Annotated in this window: 14 protein-coding genes; 9 read left to right on the top strand and 5 right to left on the bottom strand. The window is 60.5% G+C overall.

The features are described 5' to 3' along the window. Positions 1–27: 27 nt before the first annotated feature. On the top strand, positions 28–771 hold the full coding sequence (locus AC1RR7_RS16980; protein ID WP_493066024.1) for a phosphatase PAP2 family protein: 744 nt from the start codon (positions 28–30) through the stop codon (positions 769–771). Between the two features lie 90 nt (positions 772–861). Here the strand turns inward: AC1RR7_RS16980 and groL are convergent, their stop codons facing one another. From groL to AC1RR7_RS16960, 4 genes are all read right to left on the bottom strand, one after another. Continuing rightward, the gene (groL, locus tag AC1RR7_RS16975) at positions 862–2508 is read right to left on the bottom strand and encodes a chaperonin GroEL (RefSeq protein WP_096818431.1); all 1647 of its coding nucleotides are present in this window, start codon (positions 2506–2508) and stop codon (positions 862–864) included. Positions 2509–2559: 51 nt separating this feature from the next. Continuing rightward, a complete protein-coding gene (locus AC1RR7_RS16970; protein ID WP_007916610.1) occupies positions 2560–2853 on the bottom strand; it encodes a co-chaperone GroES in 294 nt (97 codons plus the stop codon). A 258-nt stretch (positions 2854–3111) separates the two neighbouring features. After that, positions 3112–3588, bottom strand: coding sequence for an FxsA family protein (locus AC1RR7_RS16965; protein WP_096818434.1), 477 nt, complete (start codon positions 3586–3588; stop codon positions 3112–3114). A gap of 65 nt (positions 3589–3653) precedes the next feature. Further along, a complete protein-coding gene (locus AC1RR7_RS16960; protein WP_096818435.1) occupies positions 3654–4385 on the bottom strand; it encodes a HugZ family pyridoxamine 5'-phosphate oxidase in 732 nt (243 codons plus the stop codon). Between the two features lie 162 nt (positions 4386–4547). On the opposite strand from AC1RR7_RS16960, the gene AC1RR7_RS16955 reads away from it, so the two are divergent. Further along, a complete protein-coding gene (locus AC1RR7_RS16955; protein ID WP_011335726.1) occupies positions 4548–5306 on the top strand; it encodes an SDR family oxidoreductase in 759 nt (252 codons plus the stop codon). Between the two features lie 68 nt (positions 5307–5374). On the opposite strand, the gene apbC is transcribed toward AC1RR7_RS16955, so the two are convergent. Beyond that, positions 5375–6469, bottom strand: a complete 1095-nt coding sequence (gene apbC, locus AC1RR7_RS16950) for an iron-sulfur cluster carrier protein ApbC (RefSeq protein ID WP_096818437.1) — start codon at positions 6467–6469, stop codon at positions 5375–5377. 155 nt (positions 6470–6624) lie between these two features. Between apbC and metG the strand changes: the two genes are divergently transcribed. The 7 genes from metG to nth all read left to right on the top strand — a co-directional run bounded on the left by metG (position 6625) and on the right by nth (position 13373). Further along, complete coding sequence (metG, locus tag AC1RR7_RS16945) at positions 6625–8676, top strand: methionine--tRNA ligase (RefSeq protein ID WP_493158035.1); 2052 nt, start codon at positions 6625–6627, stop codon at positions 8674–8676. Between the two features lie 131 nt (positions 8677–8807). Beyond that, positions 8808–9377, top strand: coding sequence for an electron transport complex protein RnfA (locus AC1RR7_RS16940; RefSeq protein ID WP_493072508.1), 570 nt, complete (start codon positions 8808–8810; stop codon positions 9375–9377). Then, complete coding sequence (gene rsxB, locus AC1RR7_RS16935; protein ID WP_493158034.1) at positions 9374–10588, top strand: electron transport complex subunit RsxB; 1215 nt, start codon at positions 9374–9376, stop codon at positions 10586–10588. The genes AC1RR7_RS16940 and rsxB overlap by 4 nt, the downstream gene beginning before the upstream one ends. After that, complete coding sequence (locus AC1RR7_RS16930) at positions 10575–11558, top strand: RnfABCDGE type electron transport complex subunit D (RefSeq protein ID WP_493158033.1); 984 nt, start codon at positions 10575–10577, stop codon at positions 11556–11558. The genes rsxB and AC1RR7_RS16930 overlap by 14 nt, the downstream gene beginning before the upstream one ends. Then, a complete protein-coding gene (locus AC1RR7_RS16925) occupies positions 11555–12160 on the top strand; it encodes an RnfABCDGE type electron transport complex subunit G (RefSeq protein ID WP_493158032.1) in 606 nt (201 codons plus the stop codon). The genes AC1RR7_RS16930 and AC1RR7_RS16925 overlap by 4 nt, the downstream gene beginning before the upstream one ends. Next, complete coding sequence (locus AC1RR7_RS16920) at positions 12157–12738, top strand: Rnf-Nqr domain containing protein (RefSeq protein WP_493158031.1); 582 nt, start codon at positions 12157–12159, stop codon at positions 12736–12738. Before AC1RR7_RS16925 ends, AC1RR7_RS16920 begins: the two co-directional genes overlap by 4 nt. Continuing rightward, positions 12735–13373, top strand: a complete 639-nt coding sequence (gene nth / locus AC1RR7_RS16915; protein WP_096818452.1) for an endonuclease III — start codon at positions 12735–12737, stop codon at positions 13371–13373. The genes AC1RR7_RS16920 and nth overlap by 4 nt, the downstream gene beginning before the upstream one ends. Positions 13374–13430: the final 57 nt, after the last annotated feature.

Below are 13430 nucleotides of genomic sequence, written 5' to 3'. Positions count from 1 at the left end.
GGGGCGTTTTCCCGTTCTGGATCCCTCATGTCATCAAGCGTTGTACGCCCTGCCCCTCGCCCGCTGAATTTTTGGCTGTGCCTGGGGATACCCGCCGTCGCGGCCGCCATTCTGGTCTTGCTCGAACTGACCGATCTGGACATGAACCTGGCCCGGATGTTTTACGACCCCGCCGCCGGCGACTTCATCGGGCGCCACAGTTACTTCCTGGAGAACATCCTTCACGACCGCGCCAAACAGGTGGTGATCGCGTTTTCGGTGTTTTCCGTCATTGGTTTCATCGCGGCGTTCTTCATCGCGCGGCTCAAGCCCTTCAAGCGTGAGCTGGGTTGCCTGGTGCTGTCGCTGGGCCTGGCGACGTCATTCGTGACACCGATGAAAGCCGTGACTGCCGTGCAGTGTCCGTGGAGCCTTGAGCAGTTCGGCGGCCATGAAACCTACAGCAAACTGCTGGATCACCGCCCGCCGACCGACAAGCCCGGACGTTGCTGGCCCGGTGGCCATGCCGCAACGGGTTTCACCTTGTTTGCGCTGTTCTTCGTGCTGCGTGACCGTCGCCCGCGACTGGCGCGGCAGGCATTCATCTTTGCCTTTGCGCTGGGCTCGGTGTTCTCGATCAGCCGGATGATGCAGGGCGCGCACTTCTTTTCGCACAACGTGTGGACGGCGATTTTCTGCTGGCTGATCTGCCTGGGGTCGTATTACTGGGTGCTGTATCGCCCGACCGTCAAAGCGGAAGCAGTCACGCAGGCACAACCGGTCAACGCCTGAGTACTTGAAGCTCTGCCTATAAAATCAGGGCAATAAAAAACCCCGCCTGCTCATCGCAGGCGGGGTTTTTCGTTTCGGGGTAAGGCTGGCTTACATCATGCCGCCCATGCCACCCATGCCGCCCATGTCTGGCATACCGCCGCCAGCAGCACCGTCTTTCTTCGGTGCGTCAGCAACAGCGGCTTCGGTGGTCAGGATCAGACCGCCGATCGACGATGCAGCTTGCAGAGCGGAACGGGTTACCTTGGTTGGGTCCAGGATGCCCATTTCGATCATGTCGCCGTATTCGCCAGTCGCAGCGTTGTAACCGAAGTTACCTTTGCCGTTCTTGACTTCGTTGACCACAACGCTTGGCTCGTCGCCGCTGTTGGCAGCGATCTGACGCAGCGGTGCTTCAACGGCACGACGCAGAACAGCGATACCTACGTCCTGGTCGGCGTTGTCGCCTTTCAGGTTGATGATCGCGTTCAGAGCGCGGATCAGCGCAACGCCACCGCCAGGTACCACGCCTTCTTCAACGGCTGCGCGGGTTGCGTGCAGGGCGTCTTCAACGCGGGCTTTCTTCTCTTTCATTTCAACTTCGGAACCGGCGCCAACCTTGATCACTGCAACGCCGCCGGACAGCTTGGCCAGACGCTCTTGCAGTTTTTCACGGTCGTAGTCCGAGGAAGTCTCGGCAACCTGGGCACGGATCTGAGCGATACGCGCCTGGATGTCGCCTTCAACGCCAGCACCGTCAACGATGATGGTGTTTTCCTTGGACAGGGTCACGCGCTTGGCGCTACCCAGGTGTTCCAGGGTGGTGCTTTCCAGGCTCAGGCCGATCTCTTCGGAGATAACGGTACCGCCGGTCAGAACGGCGATGTCCTGCAGCATGGCCTTGCGACGGTCGCCGAAGCCTGGAGCCTTGACGGCTGCGACTTTAACGATGCCACGCATGTTGTTCACTACCAGAGTCGCCAGGGCTTCGCCTTCAACGTCTTCGGCAACGATCAGCAGTGGGCGGCCGGCTTTGGCAACGGCTTCCAGTACTGGCAGCATTTCGCGGATGTTCGAGATCTTCTTGTCGACCAGCAGGATCAGCGCGCCTTCCAGCTCGGCAACCATGGTCTCTGGCTTGTTGACGAAGTATGGGGACAGGTAGCCACGGTCGAACTGCATGCCTTCTACAACCGACAGTTCGTTTTCCAGGCCCGAGCCTTCTTCAACGGTGATCACGCCTTCTTTACCGACTTTTTCCATGGCTTCGGCAATGATGTCGCCGATGGAGTTGTCGGAGTTGGCGGAGATGGTGCCAACCTGAGCGATCGCTTTAGTGTCGGTGCATGGTGCGGACAGCTTTTTCAGCTCGGCAACGACAGCGATGGTCGCTTTGTCGATACCGCGCTTCAGGTCCATCGGGTTCATGCCGGCAGCGACGGCTTTCAGGCCTTCGTTGACGATCGACTGAGCCAGAACGGTAGCGGTGGTAGTACCGTCACCAGCGTCATCGTTGGCACGGGAGGCAACGTCTTTGACCAGCTGCGCGCCCATGTTTTCGAAACGGTCTTCGAGTTCGATTTCCTTGGCGACGGAAACGCCGTCCTTGGTGATGGTCGGAGCGCCGAAGCTCTTCTCGAGGATCACGTTACGGCCTTTCGGGCCCAGGGTCGCTTTTACCGCGTCAGCCAAGACGTTTACGCCAACCAGCATTTTCTTGCGGGCGGAATCGCCGAATTTAACTTCTTTAGCAGCCATGATCGATATTCCTTAAATACTTTGTAGTAGCGGGAAAATGAACGGGGGTAATCAGCCTTCGATAACAGCGAGGATTTCGTTCTCGCTCATTACCAGCAGGTCTTCGCCGTCGACTTTCACAGTGTTGCTGCCGGAGTAAGGACCGAACACAACCTTGTCGCCTTCCTTAACGGACAGTGCGCGCACTTCGCCGTTTTCCAGAGCTTTGCCCGGGCCTACAGCGAGAATCACACCGTGGTTGGCTTTTTCAGCAGCCGAACCTGGCAGGACGATACCGCCAGCGGTTTTCTTTTCTTCTTCGCTGCGACGGATAACGACGCGGTCATGCAGAGGACGAAGCTTCATTGTCGATCTCTCCTAATTGTGGTTTTCATCGGCCGGTGTAGTCCCGGCGGGTTTAACGAATCCGGCCTGCGCCGGTTGCGGCTCGTCGAGCGAACCGCGGAAGTCTGTCCGACTCAAATGTCGGAAACCTTTCGGTGACCGATACATAAGGGCGCATAAGCTTATTACAAGGGCGGGGCTAAAAAAATTTCACTGCGGCTTCATGAATTGGCCCCGCAAACGAACACGGCACCCGAAGGTGCCGTGTCGATGCAGAAGTTACTGGGTGTCGCGGTGTTCGAACTCGCCTTCGATCACATCGCCTTCGCGACCCAGAGGCTGGCGCGGTGCGGGACCGCCGCGAGGTTGCAGGTCATCGGCGAACGCGCGCTGACGCATGGCCTGTTCTTCGGCGCGCTGGCGCATTTTGTTGGCGACCAGACGACGGCTGAATGGCAGCAACAGCACCAGACCGACCACGTCGCTGATGAAACCCGGCAGGATCAACAGACCACCGGCCAGGGCCAGCATCAGGCCTTCGAGCATGGTTTGCGCAGGCAGTTCGCCGCGGTTCAGGCTTTCACGGGCACGCAGGGCGGTTGCCAGTCCGGCGACGCGCAGCACGAACACGCCGAACATCGAGCCGAGAATGATCAGCAGCAGGGCCGGGAAAAATCCGATCGATCCTGCCACTTTGACGAATACGAACAGCTCCAACACCGGGAACAGCAGAAAGAGCAACAAAAAAGGGCGCATCAAAGTTTCCTCAACGCAAGAAATGCCTTGCAGTAAGCCTTAGATGACGTCGCCCTTTCGTGAATTCAAGCGTCGGCCACCGCATTTTTTGGCCAGACCTCGGCGTGAGCCAGAGAAACCAAGGCTTCGCGCACTTGTATCGGCGTATGACAAGGCGCTTGAAACGGCAGCCAGTACAGCGCCTGACCGATGCGCAGGTGCATGCCTTCGGTGTCGATCCCGGCCATTTGCGCCGGGACGGTTTTCGGCAGCCCGGCGAGGTCGACGTAATGCGCGATGGCCTTGGCGTGGTCGCTGTTCATGTGCTCGACCATGCTGATTTCGGCCTTGCCGGCGAACGGGTTGGCCAGGGTCAGGTGATCGACCCAGTGGATCGCGCCGAAACCGCCGATGTAGCGATGACGTACCGGAGTGAGCACCCAGAAGTCGAAATCGTGGGCCTTGTGGTAATTCTGCGAGTCGGGGAAATAGCGGTAGTAGCGCTCGGCGGCGGCTTCGATGGCAGCCGCATCTTCGAGCTTTTGAGCCTCGGCCAGATAGGTCAGGCGACCGACGGCTTGCACGTCATCGGCCTCGCGCTCGCCCACCAGCAGCGAACACTTCGGATCTTTCTGCAGGTTGTGGGTGTGCTGGGCGATGCGGCTGATCAGGATCAGCGGCCGGCCCTGCTCGTCCAGGCAGTAGGGAACCACGGAGCCGAACGGAAAACCGGGCATCGATTTGGAGTGGGTCGACAGCACGCCACGGTATTCCTTGAGAAGCAATTCTCGGGCATTCTTAGCCGCTTCAACGCTCAATTTATGACTCCTTAAATAGAATCCGTCGAAAAAACGGACGGGCGACATGGATAAGTTTCAGTCGCCACAGGGGCAGTTCTCATGTGCAGCCGGGCTTTGTCAGGCGCAGATCGAGAGGCTCTCTAAAGGACACCACTCTGACCTGCTCTCGGGGACATGCGAATGCAACTCAACGACAAAGTAATCATTATCACTGGCGGTTGCCAAGGCTTGGGCCGCTCGATGGCCGAGTATTTCGCCGGCAAGGGCGCGAAGCTGGCACTGGTCGACCTGAACCAGGAAAAACTCGATGACGCCGTCGCGGCCTGCAAGGCCAAGGGCGTCGAGGCGCGCAGCTATCTGTGCAACGTCGCCAATGAAGAGCAAGTGACGCACATGGTTGCCCAGGTCGCCGAGGACTTCGGCGCGATTCACGGCTTGATCAACAACGCCGGGATCCTGCGCGACGGCCTGCTGCTCAAGGTCAAGGACGGCGAAATGACCAAGATGAGCCTGGCCCAATGGCAGGCGGTGATCGACGTCAACCTGACCGGCGTGTTCCTCTGCACCCGTGAAGTGGCGGCGAAAATGGTCGAGCTGAAGAACAGTGGCGCGATCATCAACATCTCGTCGATCTCCCGCGCGGGCAACGTCGGCCAGACCAACTACTCCGCCGCCAAGGCCGGTGTGGCGGCAGCGACCGTGACCTGGGCCAAGGAACTGGCACGCTACGGCATTCGTGTGGCCGGCATCGCGCCGGGCTTCATCGAAACCGAGATGACCCTGGGCATGAAACCGGAAGCGCTGGAGAAAATGACTTCGGGCATTCCGCTCAAACGCATGGGCAAGCCGGAAGAGATCGCCCATTCGGCGGCGTACATCTTCGAGAACGACTACTACACCGGCCGGATTCTGGAGATGGACGGCGGGCTGCGCATCTGACCTCTGTCGCGGAATGAAAAACGCCCCGGTGCACAGGCACCGGGGCGTTTTTGTTTAAACCACAGGCATCAATCGTCGCTGATGGTGATATTCGGCATCGCTGGCGATGCCGCTTCCTGCAACACGATCCGCGCACCGACGTGGCGGGCCAGTTCCTGATAGACCATGGCGATCTGGCTGTCCGGCTCGGAAATCACCGTCGGTTTGCCGCCATCGGCCTGTTCGCGGATCAGCATCGACAGCGGCAACGACGCCAGCAGCTCGACGCCGAACTGGGTCGCCAGCTTCTCGCCACCGCCCTCACCGAACAGATGCTCGGCGTGTCCGCAGTTCGAGCAGATGTGCACGGCCATGTTTTCCACCACGCCCAGCACCGGAATGTTGACCTTGCGGAACATCTCCACGCCCTTTCGTGCGTCGAGCAGCGCCAGATCCTGCGGCGTGGTGACGATCACGGCGCCAGCCACCGGGACTTTCTGCGCCAGGGTCAGCTGGATGTCGCCGGTACCTGGCGGCATGTCGATCACCAGATAGTCCAGGTCGCCCCAGGCGGTTTGCGTGACCAGTTGCAGCAGCGCGCCGGAGACCATCGGCCCGCGCCAGACCATCGGCGTGTTGTCGTCGGTCAGGAAGGCCATCGACATGACTTCCACGCCATGGGCCTGCAGCGGCACGAACCACTTCTGATCCTTGACCTGCGGACGGGTGCCCTCGGGAATGCCGAACATGATGCCCTGGCTCGGGCCGTAGATATCGGCGTCGAGAATCCCGACTTTCGCGCCTTCACGGGCCAGTGCCAGCGCCAGGTTGGCGGCGGTGGTGGATTTGCCCACGCCGCCCTTGCCGGACGCCACGGCGACCACGTTCTTGACGTTGGCCAGCCCCGGGATCTGCGCCTGGGCCTTGTGCGCGGCGATCACGCTGTTGACCTCGACCTTGGCCGACACTACGCCGTCGAGGTTTTCGATGGCCAGTTGCAGCAATTGCGCCCAGCCGCTCTTGAACAGACCGGCGGCATAACCGATTTCCAGCTGCACGCTGACGCGATCACCGGTGATTTCGATGTTGCGCACGCAACCGGCGCTGACCGGATCCTGGTTCAGGTAAGGGTCGGTGTATTGGCTGAGGACGGCTTCCACCGCTGCGCGAGTGACGGCGCTCATGGGCAACTCCGATAACAAGACTGGGAAAAGATGGCGGGTATCCTACCCCTTCTGTCCTCCGGACGGCATGCCCGGCAACGATTTGCAGGGGTGAAATATCTTTCCCGGCGCTTTATAGTGGCCGACCTCCGTTTCATCAAGTAGCGAAGCCCCACATGTCCGAACCACGCAAGATTCTCGTCACCAGCGCCCTGCCCTACGCCAACGGTTCGATTCACCTTGGCCATATGCTGGAATACATCCAGACCGATATGTGGGTGCGCTTCCAGAAGCATCGCGGCAATCAGTGCATTTATGTCTGCGCCGACGACGCCCACGGTTCGGCGATCATGCTGCGCGCGGAAAAGGAAGGCATCACCCCGGAACAACTGATCGCCAATGTCCAGGCTGAACACAGCGCCGACTTTGCCGAGTTCCTGGTGGACTTCGACAACTTCCACTCCACTCACGCCGAAGAAAACCGTGAGCTGTCGAGCCAGATCTACCTGAAGCTGCGTGACGCCGGGCACATCGCCCAACGTTCGATCACCCAGTATTTCGACCCGGAAAAGAAAATGTTCCTGGCCGACCGCTTCATCAAGGGCACCTGCCCGAAATGCGGCACCGAGGACCAGTACGGCGACAACTGCGAAAAATGCGGTGCGACCTACGCGCCGACCGACCTGAAGGATCCGAAGTCGGCAATCTCCGGCGCCACTCCGGTGCTCAAGGATTCCCAGCACTTCTTCTTCAAGCTGCCGGACTTCCAGCAGATGCTGCAGACCTGGACCCGCAGCGGCACCCTGCAGGACGCCGTGGCCAACAAGATCGCCGAATGGCTGGACGCCGGCCTGCAACAGTGGGACATCTCCCGCGATGCGCCGTACTTCGGTTTCGAGATCCCGGGCGAACCAGGCAAGTATTTCTACGTGTGGCTGGACGCGCCGATCGGCTACATGGCCAGCTTCAAGAACCTGTGCAACCGCACGCCGGAGCTGGACTTCGACGCGTTCTGGGGCAAGGACTCCACCGCCGAGCTGTACCACTTCATCGGCAAGGACATCGTCAACTTCCACGCCCTGTTCTGGCCGGCGATGCTTGAAGGCGCGGGTTTCCGCAAGCCGACGGGGATCAACGTGCACGGCTACCTGACCGTCAACGGCCAGAAGATGTCCAAGTCCCGCGGTACCTTCATCAAGGCCCGGACCTACCTGGATCACCTGTCGCCGGAATACCTGCGCTACTACTACGCGGCCAAACTGGGCCGTGGCGTGGACGACCTCGACCTGAACCTCGAAGACTTCGTGCAGAAGGTCAACTCCGACCTGGTCGGCAAAGTGGTCAACATCGCCAGCCGTTGCGCCGGTTTCATCCAGAAGGGCAACGCTGGCCTGCTGGTCGACACCAACGCCGCGCCGGAACTGACCGACGCGTTCCTCGCCGCTGCGCCGAGCATCGCCGACGCCTATGAAGCCCGCGACTTCGCCCGTGCCATGCGCGAAACCATGGCCCTGGCCGACCGCGCCAACGCCTGGATCGCCGACAAGGCACCGTGGTCGCTGAACAAGCAGGAAGGCAAGCAGGATGAAGTCCAGGCGGTCTGCGCCACGGCGATCAACCTGTTCCGCCAGTTGGTGATCTTCCTCAAGCCGGTGTTGCCAGTGCTGGCCGCCGATGCCGAGGCGTTCCTCAACGTCGCCCCGCTGACCTGGAACGACCACACCACGCTGCTGGCCAACCACCAGTTGAACGAATTCAAACCGTTGATGACCCGCATCGACCCGGTAAAAGTGCAAGCCATGACCGACGCCTCGAAAGAAGACCTGACCGCCAGCCAGACCGACACCGGCGCCGCCGCGCCTGCCGGCAATGGCGAACTGGCCAAGGATCCGCTGTCGCCGGAAATCGACTTCGACACCTTCGCCGCCGTCGACCTGCGCGTCGCACTGATCGTCAAGGCCGAACACGTTGAAGGGGCGGACAAGCTGCTGCGCCTGACCCTCGACATCGGTGACGAACAACGCAACGTATTCTCGGGGATCAAGAGCGCCTATCCGGATCCGTCGAAACTCGACGGTCGCCTGACCATGATGATCGCCAACCTCAAGCCACGGAAAATGAAGTTCGGCATCTCCGAAGGCATGGTGATGGCGGCCGGCCCTGGCGGTGAAGAAATCTACCTGCTGAGCCCAGACAGCGGCGCCAAGCCGGGTCAGCGCATCAAGTAAGGTTTTGCACTGACCGATCCCACAGGCGTACCCCGTGCGCCTGTGGGATTTTTCATATCTGGCCCACCCGTCATGGCCGCCGGATAATGCCTAATCTTAAGTGACACTCGCCCGCTCTCACCGGCAGAACCATGACCGAACTCGTGCTTACGCTCTTCAGTGCTGCGCTGATCAACAACTTCGTGTTGCACTGGCCGCTGGGCGTCGATCCGCTGCTGGCTGGCGAGCGCCGTCAGGTGCATGCGTTGGGGCTGGCGACGTTGTGTCTGATGCTGATTGTCGGTGTGGCGGGTTACGCGATCTGGCATTGGCTGCTGGTGCCATTGCAACTGGAATTCCTGCGTCTGTTTGTATTCCTGCCGCTGAGCGTCCTGCTGATCACGCCGTTGCTGAAGTTGCTGGCGCGCTGGCGACCCGCCCTGCCGTTCGACGGTTTGTGGCCGTTGCTGCTGGGCAATGCCGGTGTGCTGGGGCTGACGCTGATCAACGCGCAAACGGATAAAGGCCTGTTTCATGCAACTGCGCTGAGCCTTGGCGCCGGTCTGGGTTTCTGGCTGGTGTTGAGCCTGTTCAGCGATTTGCGTGAGCGCACGGCCGACAACGATATTCCCCTGCCCTTTCGTGGCCTGCCGATCCAGTTGATCGGCGCCGGATTGATGGCCGTGGCTTTTCTCGGATTCAGTGGACTGATCAAAACATGAGTCTGATTCAACGCATCGATGCCTTGCTGCCGCAAACCCAATGCGGCAAATGCGGCCATCCCGGATGCAAACCCTACGCTGAAGGCATCGCCGACGGCGAGCCGATCAACAAATGCCCGCCGGGTGGTGACGAAACCATCGCGGCGCTGGCCGAACTGCTGAAAATCCCAGTGCTGGAGCTGGACATCAGCCGTGGCGCGGCACCGCCGCAAGTGGCGTTCATCCGTGAAGCCGAATGCATCGGCTGCACCAAGTGCATACAGGCCTGCCCGATCGACGCCATCGTCGGCGCGGCGAAACTGATGCACACGGTGATCATCGACGAGTGCACCGGTTGCGATCTGTGCGTGGCGCCGTGCCCCGTCGATTGCATCGAGATGCACCCGCTGCCGCTCGGAACGCTGCCAGTGGTGGGCGGCCTGGCCAACAGCCTCGAAGAACAACAGGCGCGTACCGCCAAGCGCGATCACGCCCGGCAACGCTTCGAACGGCGTAACGCCCGGCTGCAAAGAGAAGAACAGCAGAAGCAGGCCGAACGCGAAGCCCGTGCGAAACGTGCGGCGCAGGTTGAAGTCGCAGCCACCACGCTCGATCCGGTGCAAGCGGCGCTGGAACGGGTACGTGCGCAGAAAGCCGCGACAGCCGACGCCGCGCTGAAGAAGGCCAAGATCGATGTGGCGATGAGCCGCGCTCAATTGCACAAATCGTTGAAAGCCTTCGGTCATCCGCCGACCTTCGAACAACAGTCGCAATTGATCGTATTGCAACAGCAGTTCGAAGCCGCCGAACAAGCGCTGGCGAAACTGGAAAGCAGCGCCGCACCTGCGCCGGTCGTGACAGCCCCAGCAAAAGACGCCGACTTGAAACGGGCGAAAATCCAGTTGGCGATGCGCCGTGCCGAGCTGAAAAAGGCGCAGACCGCAGAGGCTCCGCCGGAGCAAATTGCAGCGCTGGAACAAGCACTGCGTGATGCCGAACAAGCGTTGCACGACGCCGAAGCCGCGAGCGATCAACCGCTGCCCGACCTTGTGCGCGTGGAGAAACGTCCGATCGACAACCAGCTTCGTCAGCTGAAAACCGAACTGGCCTACGCTCGCGCCGACCTGAACAAACTGCAACGACGTGACGGCACGCCAGCCGAGATCCTCGACAAGGCCCGCACCCGCCTGCAAGAGGCGGAGCGGCAGGTAGAAGCCCATGTCATCCATTGAAACCAGAGACGAACGCCTGCAACAGGCAATGAAGCTGGTTTTGCTGGCGACATTGCCGGGGTTGTTGGCGTTGTTCTGGTTTTACGGATGGGGCGTGTTGATCAACCTGATCCTGTCCGTCGTCACAGCCTTGAGCGTCGAAGCCGCCGTGACTCGTCTGCGCCGGCAGCCGGTGCAAGCCACTCTCACCGATGGCAGCGCAGTGGTCAGCGCCACACTGCTGGCAATCGCCTTGCCGCCTTACTGCCCGTGGTGGCTGACGGTCACGGCGATCGGCTCGGGCCTGCTGTTAGGCAAACACTTGTACGGTGGCGTGGGCAGAAACCCTTTCAATCCGGCCATGCTCGGTTTTGCTTTCGCGATGGTGATGTTCCCGCAGCCGATGACCCATTGGCCGGCCCATGGCATGGATCTGACGACGGCCATTGAACAGGTGTTCAACCTGGGCGTGGCGCCGGACGCCTGGGTCCAGGCCACGGCGCTGGACAGCCTGCGCATCAACAAAAGCCTGACCATCGATGAATTGTTTGCCAGCAACCCGGCATTCGGCCGCTTCGGCGGGCATGGCGTGGAGTGGGTGAACCTGGCATTTCTTGCCGGTGGACTGCTGCTGCTACAGCGCCGGGTGATCGGCTGGCACGCACCGGTCGGCATGCTCGCCAGCCTGTTCGTCATCAGCCTGCTGTGCTGGAACGGTTCGGGGTCCGACGCTCATGGCTCGCCGCTGTTTCATCTGCTGAGTGGCGCGACCATGCTGGGTGCGTTCTTCATCGTCACTGAACCGGTGTCGGGGGCAAAGAGTCCGCTCGCCCGCTTGTTGTTCGGCGTGGGCGTCGGTCTGCTGACCTATCTGATTCGCACCTGGGGCGGCTATCCGGATGGCGTGGCGTTCTCAGTGTTGCTGATGAATCTGTGCGTGCCGGCGCTGGAACGCATTGCAGCCGCTCGTCAGTCGCAGGTGATGCCATGAACCGCACAAGCAGCCTGATCACCCTGGCGCTGCTGGCAACGATTGGTGTCGGCGCGACTTATGTTGTGCAACGCAGCAATGCGCCGCACATCGCCGCCGAACAGCGCCAGCTCGAAAGTCGCAAACTGCTGGATGTACTTTCAGTCGACGCCTACGACAATCAGCCTTTGGAACAGCCTCTGGCGCTGACCGACACCCATCTGAGCCACAGCGAGTTGCTGGGCGGTTATCGGGCGACCAGGGCCGGCCAACCCGTGGCGGTGCTGCTGCGCAGCCAGACCGAGGGTTATGCGGGTCGCATCGAGCTGCTGATTGCCATCGATGCCAATGGCCGATTGCTCGGCGTGAAAACCCTTGAGCAAACTGAAACGCCGGCGCTGGGCGGGCATCTCGGTGACTGGCCAAATAGCTGGTTGCAGGCGTTTATCGGTAAATCCAGCAGCCAGCCGACCGATGCCGGATGGGCCTTGAAAAAGGATCAGGGGCAATTTGACCAGATCGCTGGCGCAACCATCACATCTCGCGCGGCCATCAACGCCATCCACGATGCTCTGCGTTACTTCGACGACCACCGGACGACCCTGCTGGGGAGCGCGCCATGAACGCATCAACGACCCTGTCGAACTCAATGATGCTGGTGCTGTTGATCGGTGCCACTGACTCAGTGGCCGGCGCGCTGGCGATCCTGCTGATGTTCGCCGTTGTGGTGAGCATGTACGGCTTGTGCATGGCACCACTGCGGTCGCGCCTGAGCAGTGAAACCTTGTTGGCGGTCAGTCTGGTAATCGCCGCGACCTTGGCCGGGTGCGCCGATATTCTGCTGCAGCGCGCCGCTGTGCAGTGGCATCAGATGATCAGCCTCTACGCCGGCCTGATCGGTCTGCAGTGCGTCATATTCGAACACAATGGATTCTTTCGACTGCCAGCCCGATGGCGTCTTAAAATCTGTGGCGTGTTTACCACCCTGATGACCGTGCTGGCGGTGTTGCGCGAGCTGCTCGGTCAGGGCAGCATCGGCCATCACCTGTCGGATCACTGGCAAGGTTTTATTCTGTTCGGCGACGGCCTGCATTTCGCGACGCTGGCTCCCGGCGCCTTCATACTGCTGGGGCTGGTGCTCGCCGCCCGTCAGGCCTGTTCTCGCCCTGCCGCCCTATCCGAGGAAACGCATCACCCATGAATGCCGCAAAACGTCTGGAGATCTTCCGCAGGCTTCACGAGGACAATCCCGAACCCAAGACCGAACTCGCCTACTCTTCGCCTTTCGAGTTGTTGATCGCGGTGATTCTGTCCGCACAATCGACTGACGTCGGGGTGAACAAGGCGACGGCGAAGCTTTACCCGGTGGCCAACACGCCGGCCGCCATTCATGCCTTGGGCGTCGAAGGTTTGTCCGAGTACATCAAGACCATCGGCCTCTATAACAGCAAGGCCAAAAACGTGATCGAGACCTGTCGCATGCTGGTCGAGTTGCACAATGGCGAAGTCCCACAGACGCGCGAAGCGCTGGAAGCCCTGCCCGGCGTCGGCCGCAAGACTGCCAACGTCGTGCTCAACACCGCGTTCCGTCAATTGACGATGGCGGTGGACACCCACATTTTTCGGGTCAGTAACCGCACCGGTATTGCGCCGGGCAAAAACGTGGTCGAGGTGGAGAACAAACTGATGAAGTTTGTGCCCAAGCAATACCTGCTCGATTCGCATCACTGGCTCATTCTTCACGGGCGCTACGTGTGCCTGGCCCGCAAGCCGCGGTGCGGCAGCTGTCGGATCGAAGACTTGTGCGAATACAAGGACAAAACTTCGGACGATTGAGCGTCTATTAAGTTTATTGATATTGCGATTGAAAAAATCTTTTTTACGATCTGCTGG

Source organism: Pseudomonas sp. GW821-FHT11G12 (assembly GCF_058808055.1).
This window is presented reverse-complemented; position numbering and strand designations above follow the sequence as displayed.

What these genes read in the sequence shown, in the direction of transcription:
- AC1RR7_RS16920 (WP_493158031.1), top strand. Translation starts at nt 12,157, where the DNA reads ATGAACGCATCAACGACCCTGTCGAACTCAATGATGCTGGTGCTGTTG.
- nth (WP_096818452.1), top strand. Translation starts at nt 12,735, where the DNA reads ATGAATGCCGCAAAACGTCTGGAGATCTTCCGCAGGCTTCACGAGGAC.
- AC1RR7_RS16955 (WP_011335726.1), top strand. Translation starts at nt 4,548, where the DNA reads ATGCAACTCAACGACAAAGTAATCATTATCACTGGCGGTTGCCAAGGC.
- AC1RR7_RS16965 (WP_096818434.1), bottom strand. Translation starts at nt 3,588, where the DNA reads ATGCGCCCTTTTTTGTTGCTCTTTCTGCTGTTCCCGGTGTTGGAGCTG.
- AC1RR7_RS16925 (WP_493158032.1), top strand. Translation starts at nt 11,555, where the DNA reads ATGAACCGCACAAGCAGCCTGATCACCCTGGCGCTGCTGGCAACGATT.
- AC1RR7_RS16980 (WP_493066024.1), top strand. Translation starts at nt 28, where the DNA reads ATGTCATCAAGCGTTGTACGCCCTGCCCCTCGCCCGCTGAATTTTTGG.
- groL (WP_096818431.1), bottom strand. Translation starts at nt 2,508, where the DNA reads ATGGCTGCTAAAGAAGTTAAATTCGGCGATTCCGCCCGCAAGAAAATG.
- apbC (WP_096818437.1), bottom strand. Translation starts at nt 6,469, where the DNA reads ATGAGCGCCGTCACTCGCGCAGCGGTGGAAGCCGTCCTCAGCCAATAC.
- rsxB (WP_493158034.1), top strand. Translation starts at nt 9,374, where the DNA reads ATGAGTCTGATTCAACGCATCGATGCCTTGCTGCCGCAAACCCAATGC.
- AC1RR7_RS16970 (WP_007916610.1), bottom strand. Translation starts at nt 2,853, where the DNA reads ATGAAGCTTCGTCCTCTGCATGACCGCGTCGTTATCCGTCGCAGCGAA.
- AC1RR7_RS16930 (WP_493158033.1), top strand. Translation starts at nt 10,575, where the DNA reads ATGTCATCCATTGAAACCAGAGACGAACGCCTGCAACAGGCAATGAAG.
- metG (WP_493158035.1), top strand. Translation starts at nt 6,625, where the DNA reads ATGTCCGAACCACGCAAGATTCTCGTCACCAGCGCCCTGCCCTACGCC.
- AC1RR7_RS16940 (WP_493072508.1), top strand. Translation starts at nt 8,808, where the DNA reads ATGACCGAACTCGTGCTTACGCTCTTCAGTGCTGCGCTGATCAACAAC.